This is a genomic window from Shewanella sp. WE21, from assembly GCF_002966515.1.
Classification (GTDB): domain Bacteria; phylum Pseudomonadota; class Gammaproteobacteria; order Enterobacterales; family Shewanellaceae; genus Shewanella; species Shewanella oncorhynchi.
Map to the genome: position 1 here is coordinate 1,662,483 of NZ_CP023019.1, position 17,546 is coordinate 1,680,028.

Here is a 17,546-nt window from a genome sequence, read left to right on the forward strand (position 1 = left end):
ACTCACCCTGCACAGCTAAGCTTACAAGTATTCGGCCGCATCTACGGGCGCTTTTGCCGCTTCGCTCACCTCATAGAATGGCATCACTTTAATACTCGCCATAGAAGCAATAATCGAGCCGGGGAAGATTTCTACCGCAGTATTAAGCTCGGAAACTGCCGAGTTGTAAAAACGCCTCGCAGCTGAGATATGCGCTTCGACCTCGTTATAGGTCTGCATCGCCTGCAACATAGTGTTGTCGGACTTGAGCTCAGGATAGTTCTCCACATTCACCATCAAGGTACTCATTTTGTCGTTCAACCGCTCAGCCTGAACTAAATGTTCTTTAACTGCGCTAGGGTCGGCCTTGTTGTAATTATGGCTTAGCAGAGTGCGTAATTCGGTGATTTCAGTGAGCAGTGACTTTTCATGCTCCATAAATCGTTTAGCAATTTTTAGAATATTAGGCACAAGGTCGGCACGCTTGGTCAGCTGTACATCGATACCCGACAAGGCTTCGAGCGCGGTATTGCGCTTTTTGACTAGGCTGACGTACCAAAGATAGGTCACGATAAAAATCAGCGTTAATCCCAATAACAATTTTTCCATCTTCCATCCTTAGGTTTCTTATTCTTGTTAATAGGATACAGCTAACCATAAATGAGTGAAAATTTCACCTGCGGGCTGATTAAGACAATGAAATTACTCGCTGGTCAGAGCTGGCGATGTTATCTAACGAGCAATCATCAACGAAACTGGCCATATTCAGCGATGAAAAGTGATCATCTGCATAAAAAACAGCATTTAACCTATAAATTTATCAATATTCAGCTCCGATACAGCAAACAACGTCTATAGTGATATGGCACAACATTAGAGCATCCAATTTTGCTCGTGAATACTGGACTCCTCGAGAGTCCATTTTTTTATCCTAATTTTAGCCCTGCTCACTTCAACACAGTCAATAGCAACATTTAAGTTTCAATTAAAACTTAACAATCATACTTTGCCGCTAATTTTTTAACTTTTACCTTAGCTTTCACTCCGAGTCTTGCACCTAGAGTTATCCCCTCAGCCACGTCATCCACAATCGGCCGTCGGCAATGTCTCGAGTCTGTTATAGGGTCCAAATATTGCGCTGCGTAAAGGTCGACATAAAGGAAGGACGATGAGTTTTAATTCCGGCGATATTCCCCAAAAAAAAGCTTCTGAACCCAATCCACAACCGGGCGATATCAGCTCTAGTGGTTGGTTTGTACGTTTTCTCAATATTGTTGAACGCTTAGGCAACCTCCTGCCCCATCCAATTACCTTATTCGCACTGTTCTGTGTTGCAATAGTCATTATTTCAGGTATTGCGGGCTACTTTGGGTTAACCGTGGTCGATCCTAGACCTATTGGCTCACACGGCCGCAGTGCCGACGGTTTAATCCATGTGGTGAGCCTGATGAACGCCGAAGGTTTGCGGATGATAGTCTCGCATCTGGTGACCAACTTTACCGGCTTTACACCGCTCGGCACTGTACTCGTGGCGCTACTCGGCGTCGGGATTGCCGAACGCTCAGGCTTATTATCTGCGGCTATGCGCGCCTTAGTCATGGGTACCTCTAAACGATTAGTCACTGTGACCATAGTATTTGCCGGCATTATGTCCAACACCGCTGCCGAGCTTGGCTATGTGGTACTTATCCCTATGGCGGCGATGATTTTCCACTCCCTTGGCCGCCATCCACTTGCAGGTTTAGCTGCCGCTTTTGCCGGGGTTTCAGGAGGTTATAGCGCTAACTTGTTGCTTGGTACTGTCGATCCCTTGCTATCGGGCATTACCGAAGCTGCGGCGCGCATGATAGATCCTCAATACAACGTCGGCCCAGAAGTAAACTGGTACTTCATGTTTGTCTCCACCTTTGTGATCACTTTCCTTGGCGCCTTTGTCACCGAAAAAATCGTCGAACCTAAGTTAGGTCAATACCAAGATGATGATGCAGACGAAACCGTACTGCAATCGATGGAGAGCATCAGTGCTATTGAGAAACGCGGCTTAAAATGGGCTGGGTTATCTATGTTAGTGCTCGCGGTTATTTTAGCGATTTCAGTCGTACCAGAAGGCGCACCGCTGCGCCATCCTGAAACCGGTCTCATCTCAGGTTCGCCATTCCTCAAGGGCATAGTCGCCTTTATCTTTATCTGTTTTGCCATACCTGGCTTTATTTACGGCAAAGTCGTGGGCAGCATCAAAAATGATAAAGATGTCATCAATGCCATGTCCCACAGCATGAGCACTATGGGCATGTATATCGTCCTCGTCTTTTTCGCCGCGCAGTTTGTCGCCTTCTTCAACTGGAGTAATTTAGGCGCTGTATTGGCGGTGTTAGGTGCCGATGCTCTGCAATCCATTGGCTTGACGGGCCCGATCGTATTTTTGTTCTTTATTATGCTCTGCGGCATTATCAACTTGATGCTTGGCAGTGCCTCGGCCCAGTGGGCCATTACCGCTCCTATTTTTGTGCCTATGCTGATGCTGGTTGGTTATGCGCCCGAAACGATTCAAGCGGCGTACCGTATTGGGGATTCGGTGACTAACTTAATCACACCTATGATGAGCTACTTTGGTTTGATTTTAGCGGTTGCCTGTCGTTACCAGAAAAACCTAGGGATAGGTACGCTGATCGCCACTATGCTGCCGTACTCGCTCGTGTTTTTCGTGGGTTGGACAGCGTTCTTCTTCCTGTGGGTATTTGGCTTTGGTCTGCCCGTTGGGCCGGGAGCCGCGACTTACTACACGCCTTAACCGCAATAAAAAGGGCGTCGATGATGAAGTCGACGCCCTTTCTTTATTCGATAGCTTTAGTCGTATAGCCATTCCATTAACAGACTGCAGATCATCAAAAAAATACCTAGATTAAACACATAGGTCTGTAGGGTAGATTTTAATGTCGTGTCCTCAGCTTGCGACACTATCTGGCTCACAGACATAAAAAATAATTGAGGGGCTAGCCCCATGCCCACAAATAACACAGCAGCACCGACACAGCGAGTTAACTCTGGCAGTACAGGCTCCTGCAAGTAAAATGCATAAACGCCATAGGCCAAAAACGCCAGCGCTATGCCATGGCATACCATTCCCACGATAAGTTGCTTAGTGGCAAGATTACCCCACGAAAACACCATGTCACCCCTACACTCAGCTTAACCACAACTATTGATACTATTGGGCGCGCAGTTTATCTCGCTTACGATTAATCTGCACCCACACAAACAAACCAAATAAAATACCGCCAATGGGATAAATATAGAGCGCTCTTTGCAGTTCCGCCCAGAATGGATCGCCCGAGATAAAATAATGTATTAAGGCGACCACGAGGGAGGTCAGCATACCCCAGAAAAATACGCCAAAGACCAAACTGACGTACATCTTACCCTTAGCAATGAGTGCATCTAGTTTTTGCAATTCCAACGCAGCATCATCCATGTTTCGTCCTCTTAACTGCCTCAGCGCAATATGCCAGAACTCGCGCACAGTGCCTATCCATCTTTATAACTAACAGCATTAAAATAACAAAAAGCCCTGCAATTGCAGGGCTTTAGTTTAGAAGTTTAGAAACGATCGAGCTTATTCAGCTGAGTTTGGCTTCTGTTCTTTACCTTTCTTCTCGCGCTTACTGAAGAGACGCTCCACTATCACGAAGAATAATGGTACGAAGAAGATCCCTAGGAAAGTCGAGCTCATCATACCGCCGAGTACACCTGTACCAATGGCGTTTTGACTACCAGAGCCTACACCGGTACTGATAGCTAACGGCACAACACCCAGACCAAAGGCTAGAGACGTCATTAAGATGGGGCGAAGACGCACACGCACCGCATGTAAGGTCGCCTCGACTAAGCCTGAACCTTTCTCATAGAACTCTTTGGCGAATTCCACAATCAAGATGGCGTTCTTAGTCGCTAACCCTACTGTGGTTAACAGCCCCACTTGGAAGAACACGTCGTTTGGCAAGCCGCGACCATTCATTGCAATCAAGGCACCGATGATCCCGAGCGGAACCACGAGCACAACTGCAAAGGGTACCGACCAGCTTTCATAGAGTGCTGCCAATACTAAGAAGACCACTAAGATTGACAGAGCATACAGCGCTGGTGCTTGGTTACCCGATAGACGTTCTTCATACGATAGACCGTTCCACGCGACACCAAAACCAGGAGGAAGCTGCTTGGCTAAGTCTTCCATAATTGTCATAGCTGCACCGGTACTGAAACCAGGAGCCGTGGCACCCTGAATGTTCATCGATGGTAAGCCGTTAAAGCGTTCTAAACGTGGAGAACCGTATTCCCATGCACCAGTGGCAAACGCAGAGAATGGCACCATATCACCCTTGTTATTGCGCACGTACCAAGAATCTAAATCTCCCGGTTGCATACGATACTGGGCATCACCTTGCACATATACTTTCTTCACGCGGCCGCGGTCAATAAAGTCATTCACATAAGAACCACCCCAAGCCGTTGCAAGCACATTGTTCACATTAGTGATTTCAATGCCTAACGCGCTCAACTTAGCGTGATCTACATGTAATTGATAAATTGGCGCATCTTCTTGACCGTTTGGACGCACACCCACCAGATTTGGATTCTGTGCCGCCATACCAAGCAGTTGATTACGTGCCGCCACTAACTTCTCGTGGCCTTGGCCGTTCTTATCCTGCAGGTACATGTCGAAACCGTTCGCCGTCCCCAACTCGATTACCGCAGGCGGTACGAAGGCGAATACTAAGGCATCTTTCATCTGACCGAACACACCCATAGCGCGACCAGCAATAGACTTCACATCCATACCAGGCGCTTCACGCTCAGACCAATCCTTCAAACCAACGAAGGCGATACCCATGTTTTGCCCTTGACCCGCAAAACTGAAGCCCGCCACGCTAAACACCGATCTCACGCCCTCCTCAGCCATAAAGTGATCAGACACTTTCTCCAATACTTTTAAGGTGCTTTCTTGAGTTGAGTTAGTCGGCAAAATGGCTTGCGTGAACAAAATACCTTGGTCTTCATCTGGTAAGAACGCCGTAGGCATACGGATAAAGATCCAACCCACTGCAATAACCAGCACAACGTAAATCGCCATTACTCTAAAGCCGCGCTTGATGATCCCAGCAACGCTCGATTCATAACGATTAGTCAGTTTATCGAAACTACGGTTAAACCAACCAAAGAAGCCAGTTTCGATATGAGCATGGCCCTTCTTAATCGGTTTGAGCATAGTCGCACAAAGTGCAGGTGTTAAAATCAAAGCAACTAGAACAGACAACGCCATCGCAGATACGATAGTGATAGAGAACTGACGATAAATAACCCCCGTTGAACCTGACATAAATGCCATAGGGACAAACACTGCAGAGAGGGTCAGACCGATACCGACTAAAGCACCGGTAATTTGATCCATCGACTTACGCGTCGCTTCCAGTGGACTTAAGCCCTCCTCGGCCATTACCCGCTCGACGTTTTCCACCACCACAATCGCATCGTCCACCAGCAAACCAATGGCGAGCACCATAGCAAACATGGTTAAAGTGTTAATCGAGAAACCCGCTAACGACAGAATCGCAAAGGTTCCCAGCAATACCACAGGTACTGCAATAGTCGGGATCAAAGTTGCGCGGAAATTTTGCAAGAAGAGGTACATGATGATGAACACTAGTACAATAGCTTCAAGCAGGGTATGCACTACACCTTCTATCGATTTTTCAACGAAAGGCGTTGTATCGTATGGATAAACAACTTCTAGCCCTTGCGGGAAGAAAGGTTTCATCTCAGCAATTTTTTCACGAACAGCTTCAGCAGTATCAAGCGCGTTAGCACCCGTTGCCAGCTTAATCGCTAACCCTGTCGCAGGTTGACCGTTATACAGTGACACCACAGCATAACTTTCAGAACCTAATTCAACCCGTGCCACATCACTTAGGAAGACGTTTGCGCCTGAAATATCCGATTTAAGGATAATTTTACGGAACTCTTCTGCCGTTTGTAAGCGGCTTTGAGCCGATACCGTTGCGTTCAACTCTTGGCCTGCCACAGAGGGCGCGCCACCTAACTGTCCAGCTGAAACTTGAGCGTTTTGAGAACGAATCGCAGCGATAACGTCTAAACTGGTCAAGTTGTATTGAGTCAATTTCAACGGATCTAGCCATATACGCATCGCATATTGGGCACCAAACAGCTGAATTTCACCTACGCCCGGTACGCGACTCATAGGATCTTGAATGTTCGCACCAACATAGTCGGCGATATCGCCTTTATCTAACGAACCATCGGTCGATACGAAGCCTAATACCATTAAGAAGCCTGAACTCGACTTGTTAACGTTAACCCCTTGCGCCTGCACCTCTTGCGGTAACAGGGTCATAGCGCCCTGTAACTTGTTCTGCACTTGAACCTGTGCAATATCCGGATCGGCTTCAGCGTTAAAGGTTAAAGTGATCTCAGCATTACCAAAACTGTCACTGGCTGAGGCGATATAACGGAGGTGATCGATACCCGTCATACGTTGCTCAATCACCTGAGTCACAGAATCTTCAACAATCTTAGCGGAAGCACCAGGATAGTTAGCACTGATCACCACGGTCGGTGGTGCAATGTTAGGATATTGGGACACTGGCAGCGAGCGGATCGAAAGGATCCCCGCCAGCATAATAATCAAGGAGATCACCCACGCAAAGATGGGGCGATCAATAAAAAAACGTGCCATAGCTATGCCCTATTGTGCTTGCGTTTCAGAAATAACTTTGGTGGTTACTGGAGCGCCGGGACGAACTTTCTGTAATCCTTCCACAATCAACTTGTCGCCCACAGTTAAACCAGAAGTAACTCGCCATTGGTTGTTAATCACTTCTGCGGTCGTCACTGTTTTCGCTTCGACTAAACCTTGGTCATTCACCACCATAGCCACAGCTTCACCCTTAGAGTTACGCGTAATCGCTTTTTGTGGAACCAAGATAGCCTGTGGATCAGTGCCCGCATTTAACATAGCGCGAACATACATGCCAGGTAACAAGATACCTTCAGGGTTAGGGAATTCTGCGCGCAGAATAACTGAGCCAGTGTTTGGATCCACGCTCACTTCAGCGAACTGCAACTTACCCGGATGACTATATTGAGTGCCATCTTCAAGCAATAATTTCACGTCTGCATTTTCTGAAGCTTGTAGTTTACCTTGCTGCAACTTAGCTTTAAGACGTAACAACTGAGCACTCGATTGCGCGATATCCACATTGATAGGATCAAGTTGTTGAATCGTCGCCAGCGTTTGGCTCTGGTTGGCAGTGACTAACGCACCCGCAGTCACACTCGATTTACCGATACGACCAGAGATAGGCGCTAATACTTCAGTATATTGCAGGTTGATTTTAGCGGTGTTAATCGCAGCTTCAGCCACGGTTACATTCGCTAATGCTTCTTTATAAGCCGCTTCAGCTTCATCGAACTCTTGCTTACTGATGGCGTTGGTTTTTACCAATTGCTGATAACGTGCCGCCTTAGCTTTTGCTGAGGCTAAGCCCGCATTCGCTCTGGCTAAATCAGCATTGGCACTCACTAAAGCAGCTTTATAAGTTGAAGAATCAATCTGATACAGAGATTCACCCTGTTTCACATTGCCACCTTCAACAAAACTACGCTTAGTGATAATACCGTTAACCTGTGGACGAACTTCAGCCTCGAGGAAAGCTTTACTGCGTCCTGGTAATTCCACCTGAATCACTTGTGGCTGGGCAACAACATTAAGGATTCCCACTTCCATACTACGTGGACCAGCACCCGCCTGAGCGCTCTCTTCTTGAGGGCTGCAAGCTGCCATCCATAACGCCACGCTTATAACTGAGGCAAGTTTAATTGTCTGCCGCATGAGAACTCCTTCAAATATTAACTGCCCACATACCAGTACACTTATTGCGCTGACACGAGCCGTAATTGTAACTAAAATCAAATCCGTTATTTATCTCATAGCCTATATGAATCAACAAGGAAGATAACGAAACTAAATTGTAAACTAATGAAAATTTTCACTCATTCAGCATTACTATATTCATCGAATTGTTATTCGATTTAAAAAATCGGTTAACTTTGAGTGGCATTGTTAGGGGGATATGCCGTAAAACACCCAATAAGCCTACTCCATATTGAATATGTTGCAAATCTGTTCATATTCTAGACTTGCGGCAGGCCAAGGCCCACAGCTCAATGACGTTAGCTTAACCGTCACTTGTTGCAATAATTTGTACATAGAGACGAAAACGCAGCGCGCTTGTTTTTACTCAGGCCACTCTCAGCATCAAGTCGTTAAAAACGACCCTATCAAGACTGACAATACCGAAAGAGAGTAAGCAAAGAGCTGGCTTCAGACTGCTTGCGCGTAAAAACATGAATACATCCGATAGCGGATTGCTGTGCAATTTATTACATCTACTATTTGTGCACGGCTAAAATGCAGCGCCAGCGTTATGAGCCAACGCCACACAATTAAACAGCCACAAATAATAGCTAGCGAGCTATTTTAGTGGTTACCCCAAAACGGAGCAAACCCGAAATTCAGATTAATACCCCATTAAATGAAACTCAGACTCCCACAAATAATGCTTCTGTAATGAAAAATATTGCTAGCAAAGCAATATTTGTCTATTAAAACTAATTTGTTCATCTTCAATCACAACTTAACAGGACTAAATTCGATTATCGCCCACGCTGCAAGCCAGAATACGGCTGATATCAGCCAAACAACGACCCGACTCCTGTTGCCACTGATTAAATACGGCTTGCACTTGCTTAAGCGCCGTTTGTGATGAAAAACCCGTATCGACTAACTTATGTGCTTTAAAATAGCCTTGTACATCATCGGTTAACAAAAAAGTATCTTTGCCAATACCGCGCAGAAAATAGGGACCCGTATTGCCGCCCAATCGAGTACCGCGTTTCTTCAACAACGCCCACAAACCAATAATATCCTGTGTCGGCCAAGCGGCGATCAGTTGCGCCAAACTGCCATGTTCGCGAGCAACATCGTGGATCATCAGAGCGTTATCATAAATAGCTTGAGTCTTTTTAAGATGGCGAATCAAGGTCGCATCACTTGCCCGCGCTTGAATTTGCTCAGGCGATAACATTAATACTTTATGCGGTTCGAACCCAAAGAAAGACTTCTCATACTCGGGCCATTTGTTAACAACCACTCGCCATACAAAACCACTTTGAAACACCTGACGGCTCATCGCCGACAATAATTCAGCATCCCGATATTGGCGAATTTCATCATCAGACAGGCAACCAGACAATAAGGCTTCGAGTCCAGCAGGTCCGCCTTTGCGCTCACTGGCTCTGGCATAAATAGATGAAAAACGCTCTAACTGGCTCATATTATTACCTTTAAAATGATTAAATCCCGACACTTCCTATATGGGCTCATAATACCGATTTTTATCCCTGATGGATCACTTGGCTTTGCCAAGAAAAATTGTGTTTATTCCAGCATTTTTTAAGAAAACTCTTACAGCAAGCGCTTCAATTACGACTAAAGTTAAAACGTAAAGTCCGTAAAAGACTGGGTTTGGAGTGAGTGCCTATGGAGCTTTTTTATCACCCGTTATCACGCTATTCACAGAAAGTGCTCATCGCACTTTATGAAAAGCAGGCCAACTTCTACCCCAGAATCATAGATCTACGCGACCCTTTGTCCCGCAAGGAATTTCACCAACATTATCCGCAAGCGCGAATCCCCCTGCTTAAAGCCCAAAATGAACAGCTGATACCCGAATCCAGCATTATTATCGAGTACTTAGATAGGTATTTTCAAAACAGTACCCAGCTGCTGCCACAAGAACCACAACGCAACTTACAGGTACGTTTGTTCGATCGCATCATAGACAATGATATTAACAACCCATTATTTCAATTAGAAAAGTTAAAGCATATAGAAGACAGTAATGAATTCGAAATCAAACAATTAGAGAAGCAACTACTGACACAGTTTCAACGCTTAGACGCGCAACTCACACAACATCATTGGGTCTGTGGCGACAGTTTTACCTTAGCCGACTGTGCACTCATCCCTTGTTTAAGCTATAGCTTCCAACATCTAAACCTGTTGGATTTAGATGAAATCGTGCGCTATTGGCAACAGGCACAACTGCGTGGCGCTTGGATGTTAGTACAAGAAGAGGTGTTACTGGCTGAGATGGAGGAAACGGCAGGAATAAGAGGCATACCTTAACGAGTAAGCCATGCCTCAACACAATCACATATTGCGTTCTTTCTTCAACTGCAAAAACGCTTTCCACTTCACGACTTCTGGCGGCAACTCAGGTGCAGGATCGGTATAACCCGCTTCTTTCACTAGTACATCTAGCGGCACTTGCTTACCTTTGCACACAAACACACCGCGTACATGAACGATACAATGTAGGCCACGTTCGCTCACAAAGCGTTGTTCAATATAAAAATACTTTTCATCCCAACCGACGACTTTGGTTTCAATCTCAAAGGTTTTCAGCGGCTTGATATCGCGAATATAGGTAAATTCGGCGGCGTTGACTATCGGCATCCACTTCAACTTTAAGAAACGTTTCAGCAGACCCATCTCAGCCAACATATAAGTCCGCGCCAGATCCATAAACGCGGGATAGCGAGAATTAGTGAGATGGAAATTAATGTCGCAATCGCTCGGTAAAGCACGATAAGTGATACGGCTTGTCCCTAGAAAATCGATCTTACGACAATGGCGCGTGCGCCAGAATAACAACCAAAACAAACGAAAATACAGATTCATAACGCGCCGCCCTTGAAATAAGAGCCACAGGCTAACAGAGGTCATACCACAGGGCAAGCGGGATATAGCTCACAAAAAAAGACGCCCTAGGGCGTCTTTTTATCGTTCGATTAAGCTAAATACCCTCAGATAATCATCCCATTAAAAGGGGCTGATTTATCAAAACTCACAATTGCTTATGCAGCAATACCTGAATGTCTTAACAGGGCATCGATATTCGGCTCGCGTCCCATAAACTGTTTGAACAAGTCCATCGGCTCGGCTGAACCACCCATTTCGAGGATATTGTGCAGGAAGCGACGACCCGTTTCAGGGTTAAAGATACCTTCCTCTTCGAAGCGGGAAAACGCATCCGCCGACAGCACTTCTGCCCATTTATAGCTGTAATAACCTGCGGCATAACCGCCCGCAAAAATATGGGCAAATCCATGTTGGAAACGGTTAAAATCCGGCGGCGTTAATACGGCCACCTGACGACGCACTTCGTCTAAGGTTTCTTGTATGCGCGCGCCTTTAGCTGGGTCGTATTCGTGGTGCATTCTAAAATCGAACAATGAGAACTCGAGTTGACGCAGCATCATCATGCCAGACTGGAAATTTTTCGCCGCCAGCATTTTATCCAACAAGGCTTTAGGTAATGGCTCGCCCGTTTCGAAGTGGCCAGAAATTTCGGCTAATGCTTCTTCCTGCCAACACCAGTTTTCCATAAATTGACTTGGTAACTCGACCGCATCCCAAGGCACACCATTGATGCCCGACACGCCTGCAACATCGATTTTGGTCAGCATGTGGTGGATACCATGGCCAAATTCGTGGAACAGGGTTGTCACTTCATCATGGGTAAACAGCGCGGGTTTGCCATCGACCGGACCATTAAAGTTACAGGTCAAATAAGCCACTGGCTTTTGTAATCCATTAGCGGTTTGACGGCGCACACGGCAGTCATCCATCCAAGCACCACCACGTTTACCTGTGCGGGCATATAAATCGAGGTAGAAACTACCTCTGTGTTCGTCAGTTTCGTCGAAAATATCGAAGAAACGCACGTCTTTATGCCATCGGTCAAAATCCTTTTGCTCAAGGATTTTAAGGCCGAACAAACGCGATACTGTGTAGAACAACCCCGAGAGCACTTTATCTTCGGGGAAATACGGACGCAGGATTTCCTGTGAAATCTCATACTTATGCTGCTGCAACTTCTCAGCATAGAAACTTAAGTCCCAAGAGGCCATTTCAGTCACGCCATATTCGGCCTCGGCAAACGCTCTCAGCTCAGCCAGTTCTGCCTTAGCTTGATCCTTTGAGCGCAGCGCTAACTCATTTAAAAATGCCATCACCTGCGCCGGTGTTTCAGCCATTTTCGTCGCCAGAGATTTGTCAGCAAAACTATCAAAACCGAGTAACAATGCGAGTTCGTGGCGCAAAGCAAGAATTTCGTCCATCAGCGGGCTGTTATCAAACTCTCCGGCATTGGGACCTTGATCTGAAGCGCGAGTGACAAACGCACGGTAGCATTCTTCCCTAAGACTGCGGTTTTCGCTGTAGGTCATGACGGGTAGATAAGAGGGGAAATCTAAGGTAAATAACCAACCTTCTAGCTCACGCGACTGCGCCATCGCTTTAGCGGCGGCTTTGGCAGACTCGGGCAAACCAGCAAGCTCAGCTTCATCAGTGATCAACTTAGTCCAAGCTTGCGTCGCATCCAGTAATTGATTCGAAAAACCACTGGTGAGTTCAGAAAGACGTTTTACAATCTCGCCATAACGCACTTTTTGCGCGTCATCTAAACCAATACCCGATAGTTCAAAGTCGCGCAGGCTGTGCTCTATCACCATCTGCTGGGCTTGGCTCAATTGTGCAAATTCATTGGATGCTCGCAGCGCTTTATAGGCTTGATACAAACCTTGGTGTTGGCCAACGTAAGTACCGTATTCCGATAAAAGAGGTAAACAAGCATCATGGGCGGCACGCCACTCATCTGTGCTAGTCACTGAATTCATATGAGAAACGGGCGACCAAATTTGGCTTAGCTCATCGTCAACCTGTTCTAATGGCGCGACCAAGTTGTCCCACGTAAAAGGACCTTGGTTCTGCAGCACTTCATCAATCTTAGTGCGGCACTGAGCAATGGCATGCTCAACGGCGACTTGAATATGTTCCGGTTTAATCTGTGAAAAAAGCGGTAATTTTGCGCCGCTAAGCAAAGGGTTGCTCATATTGACTCCTCAACAATCTGTATCTGTTATAAATAAGGGCTAATGGCCTATTTATCAAGGCGAGAAAACCGATTGTCCCCTTCGAACGCCTTACTTAACCCTATTTCCCTTGAAAAAAAGTGAACTAGTTCGCATTTAGGATTTACGTTTTATTTACCTACACATTGTTGCAATCTCGATCGCAAATCGAATCAATTCGCATTAATGTTTGTATGTGGGCAAGGTATTATCTGCATAACTAACGTACCTCGACCAAAATCAGCAAAAATATGGCAACACACTCAGTGAAACTTATCGCCAGCGTCCTCTGCACATTAGGGATCAACTGCCTTAGTCACAACGCAGTTGCTAATGAGGGCCTAGAACAAGTCGATAGTATTTCAAACACCATATTACCCCGCCAGATGACAGAACCTTTGGCGGTGACGCTGGATTTAGGTTGGGACAGCAAATATGTCTCACAGGGTCGCAATAACTTGCAAAATGGGGGTATTTATTGGCTCAATGCTGCCGTTCAACACGGCAACTTAACCACTTATGCCTTAGTCGGACGCGGTGATAGCCAAGCCTATACAGAGTGGAATATCGGCCTTGAATATGGGTTCAACTTAGCCGAAAACCTAGAGGCCAATCTGGGATATCAGCGCATTGAAGGCTATAGCAATAGCCGCTGCCAAGATAACGAGCTATTTGCAGAACTCGCCTACAGCGCCACAGCTTGGTTGGTACCATCGGTGAGTTATGTCTATTCCACAGAGGCGGCAGGCTACTTTGTTGAAGTGAGTTTGCACAGTTATTGGAATATCACAGACCAGTTCAACCTCACGCCCTATATCACTCAAGGGTTTGATTTTAAATACCGCACAGAAGAACACGATGGCAGTAATAACCTGCAGTTTGGCCTCGAAGCGAATTATCAACTGACCCCAAGCATGAGTATTAGCGGACACATTAGCCACAGCATTGCCCAGAGTGATATTGAGCAAGAAGCCTCAGCCAATGGCGATATGAGTTCACAGGATCAAACCTATGCTGGCATCCACTTTGCGATAACGTTTTAACGTCGTTTTAGCTCTGTGTTTCTAGCGCCGTATTGCAACCTTCCTCTGTCAATTTATCCCGCGACATTTGGCAAAAACAAAGCTCACTAACTAAACTCAAAATGTCGACGGAGCGACTCACTATTCATATCGATTTTGCCGAGGAACAGGGAATGTTAACGTATCATTTCTATTTTATCCGAACCGCTGTCATTACCTTGCCCCTGCTTTTTATCCCAGTAACAAGCTCGACTAATGCGCAGCAGGTACCAGAGCCTGAACCGAGTCTAGAGTCCTTAGCGCAACCGACACAAACCGCGCCTTTGCCCCTAGGCACTTTGCTCGACAATGAGGGCAAGCCGATTAATGTGCCTAACCAAGTGCAAAGTGCATTCGAGTATTCACCCCCCACTGTCACACCCGCAGAGCCATCCAAAACCACTAAATCAACTAAAGCCACTCAATCGAACAAAGCCGCTAAGAGTAAAAAACTCAGTCGCAAACAACAGCTCGCCAGTCGTGAACATGTCGCCAATGATCCTAACTGCCGTTGGCTCGATAAACGTATGGATCAGCTAGAGTCCCTACTCGGCGACAAGCAAGATAACGCTGCTAAGCATCAAGCCGATGAACTCAGCGCCCGCCAAAAGGAGTGGCAATGTTTGAAATGTGGTGCAGAAGGCCCAGCTCAAAACGATCACTCTAAGTGCCAATATCGCCGCGAAACAGCCACACGATAACAACTGAATGCAACTTTAGGAGTATTTTTATTAAAAGCAATGCCTTATACGTTAGTGATGCAATAGGCTGGTCTGTTACCGCAAAGCCCCCTACAATGACCTTCTGCTGTAAAGCATCTCATCCTTGAAGTAAGACGGAGAAACTCATGGCTCAACATTTTGACTATATCTGCCTAGGCGCAGGCAGCGGCGGTATCGCCTCAGCAAACCGAGCGGCAATGCGTGGTGCTAAGGTTCTACTCATCGAAGCCAAACACGTGGGTGGCACCTGTGTAAACGTAGGTTGTGTGCCCAAAAAAGTCATGTGGTATGGCGCCCATGTTGCCGAAGCGATGAACCTTTACGCCAAAGATTATGGTTTCGACGTCACTGTTAATAAATTCGATTGGAATACTTTGGTCGAAAACCGCGAAGCCTACATTGGTCGCATTCACGATGCCTATGGCCGTGGTTTTGCCAACAATAAAGTGACCCTGTTAAATGGTTACGGCCGTTTTGTGGATGGCAACACCATCGAAGTGGACGGCGAACATTACACCGCCGATCACATCCTCATCGCCACTGGCGGCGCACCGACTATTCCGAATATTCCTGGCGCTGAATACGGTATCGACTCCGATGGTTTCTTCGCCCTACGCGAGCAACCTAAGCGCGTTGCCGTTGTTGGCGCGGGTTATATCGCTGTTGAAGTCGCTGGCGTGTTACACGCTCTGGGCAGTGAAACTCACTTATTAGTGCGTAAACATGCGCCGCTGCGTAACTTTGACCCTATATTAGTCGATGCTCTCGTCGATGCGATGGCAACCGAAGGCCCGACATTACACACCCATAGCGTGCCAAAAGCCGTGGTTAAAAATGCCGATGACAGCCTGACATTAAACTTAGAAAACGGTGAAAGCATTACAGTCGATTGCCTAATTTGGGCAATTGGCCGCTCACCTGCAACAGGCAATATCGGCCTAGAAAATACCGAAGTGCAATTAGATAGCAAAGGCTATGTCATCACTGATGAGCAGCAAAATACAACTCACAAAGGGATTTACTGTGTCGGCGACATTATGGCGGGCGGCGTAGAGCTCACCCCTGTTGCGGTTAAAGCGGGCCGTTTGTTGTCCGAGCGTTTATTTAACGGTATGACAGATGCCAAAATGGATTACAGCCTGATCCCAACGGTCGTGTTCAGCCATCCACCAATCGGCACTATGGGCTTGACCGAACCAGAAGCGCGCACTCAATACGGCGACGATAACGTCAAAGTGTATACGTCGACGTTTACCTCCATGTACACCGCCGTTACGGCCCATCGCCAAGCCTGTAAGATGAAGTTAGTCTGCGCTGGCAATGACGAAAAAGTCGTCGGTATTCATGGTATTGGTTTTGGTATGGACGAAATCCTTCAAGGTTTCGGCGTCGCCATGAAAATGGGCGCGACTAAGGCCGATTTCGATGCGGTCGTTGCTATCCACCCAACGGGCGCGGAAGAGTTTGTTACCATGAGGTAGAAGCGATTTTCGCTTTGATTTCATCATATTTAGGGCCAGCTTATGCTGGCCCTAATTGATCACAGATAGTATAAAACCATTAACTCTCACGCGACTTTCCTATAATCTCGACTGAGTACTTTGCATTTTAAACACCTAGCGCGGTTATCGCTGCGCCACTGTTATCGGGATGAATAGCGTAATGCTTAAAGAACTCGCGTTCGATGGTTTGTTATTTAGTCCATTAATTATCTTTATCCCCTTAGCTTTTCTGCTTTCCTGCATCACTCGCTGGGTACTCTATCAAACTGGGCTCTATCACAAGCTGTGGCGCGCAGCTTGGTTCGAAGTTGGGCTGTTTATCTGCTATCTGGCTTTGGTCATTTACTTGCTTGGGAGTTGATTGTTCATGGGAAAAATCTTTCGTATCAGCCTCACCCTCATTGTGGTCGCGGTTGCAGGTATCGCCGGACATTGGATATGGTCGCACTACCTTTATTCTCCTTGGACCCGCGACGGCCGAGTTCGCGCCGAAATCATTACCATAGCGCCAGATGTATCCGGTTGGGTAAACCAACTGAATGTAAAAGACAATCAAGTCGTTAATAAAGGTGATGTATTGTTCACAGTGGACGATACCCGCTACAAAGCCACCATTGCCGAATTGAATGCCAAAGCGGAAAGCCAAAAATTAGCATGGGAACTGGCAAAACATAAATACAAACGCCGTATTGGTTTGACCAACGCCAACTTAGTCAGCAAAGAAACCTTCGACGAAGCCTTTATCAATACCGAACTGGCAAGAACCAGTTATGAACTCGCACAGGCACAATTGAATACCGCCAAAATTGACTTAGCGCGGACGCAAATTCACGCCCCCGAAAATGGCACCCTGATCAATTTAAGCCTGCGTAATGGCAACTATGTCAGCAAAGGCAACTCAGTATTTTCGCTCGTCAAACAAGACTCTCTCTATATCACAGGCTATTTTGAAGAAACCAAAATCCCCTTGGTTCACATAGGTCAAAACGCCGATGTCAGCCTAATGAGTGGTGGCCATGTCTTGCACGGCAAAGTGGTCAGCATAGGTAAGGCAATCGCCAATACCAATGTCACCACTAATGGGCAGTTATTACCGCAAATCGGCCAAACCTTTAATTGGGTGAGATTGTCACAACGTATTCCGGTCGATATCCAGCTAGACAGCATTCCTAAGGACATAGAGCTGAGCGTCGGCATGACAGTTTCCATCCAGCTACAGACTGACAAATAGT

15 protein-coding genes are annotated in these 17,546 nt (G+C 46.5%); 7 read left to right on the forward strand and 8 right to left on the reverse strand.

Features of this window, described 5'->3' with window-relative positions:
• Positions 1-21: 21 nt before the first annotated feature.
• The gene (locus CKQ84_RS07125) at positions 22-588 is read right to left on the reverse strand and encodes a LemA family protein (protein WP_105250697.1); all 567 of its coding nucleotides are present in this window, start codon (positions 586-588) and stop codon (positions 22-24) included.
• Between the two features lie 559 nt (positions 589-1,147).
• On the opposite strand from CKQ84_RS07125, the gene CKQ84_RS07135 reads away from it, so the two are divergent.
• Positions 1,148-2,770, forward strand: coding sequence for an AbgT family transporter (locus tag CKQ84_RS07135; RefSeq protein ID WP_105250699.1), 1,623 nt, complete (start codon positions 1,148-1,150; stop codon positions 2,768-2,770).
• A gap of 56 nt (positions 2,771-2,826) precedes the next feature.
• Here the strand turns inward: CKQ84_RS07135 and CKQ84_RS07140 are convergent, their stop codons facing one another.
• From CKQ84_RS07140 to CKQ84_RS07160, 5 genes are all read right to left on the reverse strand, one after another.
• The gene (locus CKQ84_RS07140; protein WP_105250700.1) at positions 2,827-3,150 is read right to left on the reverse strand and encodes a hypothetical protein; all 324 of its coding nucleotides are present in this window, start codon (positions 3,148-3,150) and stop codon (positions 2,827-2,829) included.
• Between the two features lie 37 nt (positions 3,151-3,187).
• A complete protein-coding gene (locus CKQ84_RS07145; RefSeq protein ID WP_105250701.1) occupies positions 3,188-3,451 on the reverse strand; it encodes a hypothetical protein in 264 nt (87 codons plus the stop codon).
• Between the two features lie 141 nt (positions 3,452-3,592).
• Positions 3,593-6,727 (reverse strand): efflux RND transporter permease subunit, encoded by a 3,135-nt coding sequence (locus CKQ84_RS07150; RefSeq protein ID WP_105250702.1) that lies wholly within the window; start codon positions 6,725-6,727, stop codon positions 3,593-3,595.
• A 9-nt stretch (positions 6,728-6,736) separates the two neighbouring features.
• Positions 6,737-7,882: an efflux RND transporter periplasmic adaptor subunit gene (locus CKQ84_RS07155; protein WP_105250703.1), complete on the reverse strand. Its 1,146-nt coding sequence runs from the start codon at positions 7,880-7,882 to the stop codon at positions 6,737-6,739.
• A gap of 814 nt (positions 7,883-8,696) precedes the next feature.
• Positions 8,697-9,386: a DNA-3-methyladenine glycosylase I gene (locus CKQ84_RS07160; RefSeq protein WP_105250704.1), complete on the reverse strand. Its 690-nt coding sequence runs from the start codon at positions 9,384-9,386 to the stop codon at positions 8,697-8,699.
• A 206-nt stretch (positions 9,387-9,592) separates the two neighbouring features.
• On the opposite strand from CKQ84_RS07160, the gene CKQ84_RS07165 reads away from it, so the two are divergent.
• Positions 9,593-10,240, forward strand: coding sequence for a glutathione S-transferase family protein (locus CKQ84_RS07165; protein ID WP_105250705.1), 648 nt, complete (start codon positions 9,593-9,595; stop codon positions 10,238-10,240).
• Positions 10,241-10,264: 24 nt separating this feature from the next.
• Here CKQ84_RS07165 and CKQ84_RS07170 read toward each other — a convergent pair whose 3' ends face one another.
• Entirely contained in the window at positions 10,265-10,795 is a 531-nt protein-coding gene (locus CKQ84_RS07170) for a thioesterase family protein (protein WP_011791203.1), read from the reverse strand.
• A 176-nt stretch (positions 10,796-10,971) separates the two neighbouring features.
• Complete coding sequence (gene prlC / locus CKQ84_RS07175; protein ID WP_105250706.1) at positions 10,972-13,011, reverse strand: oligopeptidase A; 2,040 nt, start codon at positions 13,009-13,011, stop codon at positions 10,972-10,974.
• Positions 13,012-13,280: 269 nt separating this feature from the next.
• Here prlC and CKQ84_RS07180 point away from each other — a divergent pair, with 269 nt between their 5' ends.
• The 5 genes from CKQ84_RS07180 (at position 13,281) to CKQ84_RS07200 (ending at position 17,545) form a co-directional block, all read left to right on the forward strand.
• Complete coding sequence (locus CKQ84_RS07180) at positions 13,281-14,072, forward strand: hypothetical protein (protein ID WP_105250707.1); 792 nt, start codon at positions 13,281-13,283, stop codon at positions 14,070-14,072.
• 152 nt (positions 14,073-14,224) lie between these two features.
• The gene (locus CKQ84_RS07185; protein WP_105250708.1) at positions 14,225-14,791 is read left to right on the forward strand and encodes a hypothetical protein; all 567 of its coding nucleotides are present in this window, start codon (positions 14,225-14,227) and stop codon (positions 14,789-14,791) included.
• Between the two features lie 146 nt (positions 14,792-14,937).
• On the forward strand, positions 14,938-16,293 hold the full coding sequence (gorA, locus tag CKQ84_RS07190) for a glutathione-disulfide reductase (RefSeq protein WP_105250709.1): 1,356 nt from the start codon (positions 14,938-14,940) through the stop codon (positions 16,291-16,293).
• A gap of 181 nt (positions 16,294-16,474) precedes the next feature.
• Entirely contained in the window at positions 16,475-16,675 is a 201-nt protein-coding gene (locus CKQ84_RS07195) for a DUF1656 domain-containing protein (protein ID WP_105250710.1), read from the forward strand.
• Positions 16,676-16,681: 6 nt separating this feature from the next.
• On the forward strand, positions 16,682-17,545 hold the full coding sequence (locus tag CKQ84_RS07200) for an HlyD family secretion protein (protein ID WP_105250711.1): 864 nt from the start codon (positions 16,682-16,684) through the stop codon (positions 17,543-17,545).
• Position 17,546: the final 1 nt, after the last annotated feature.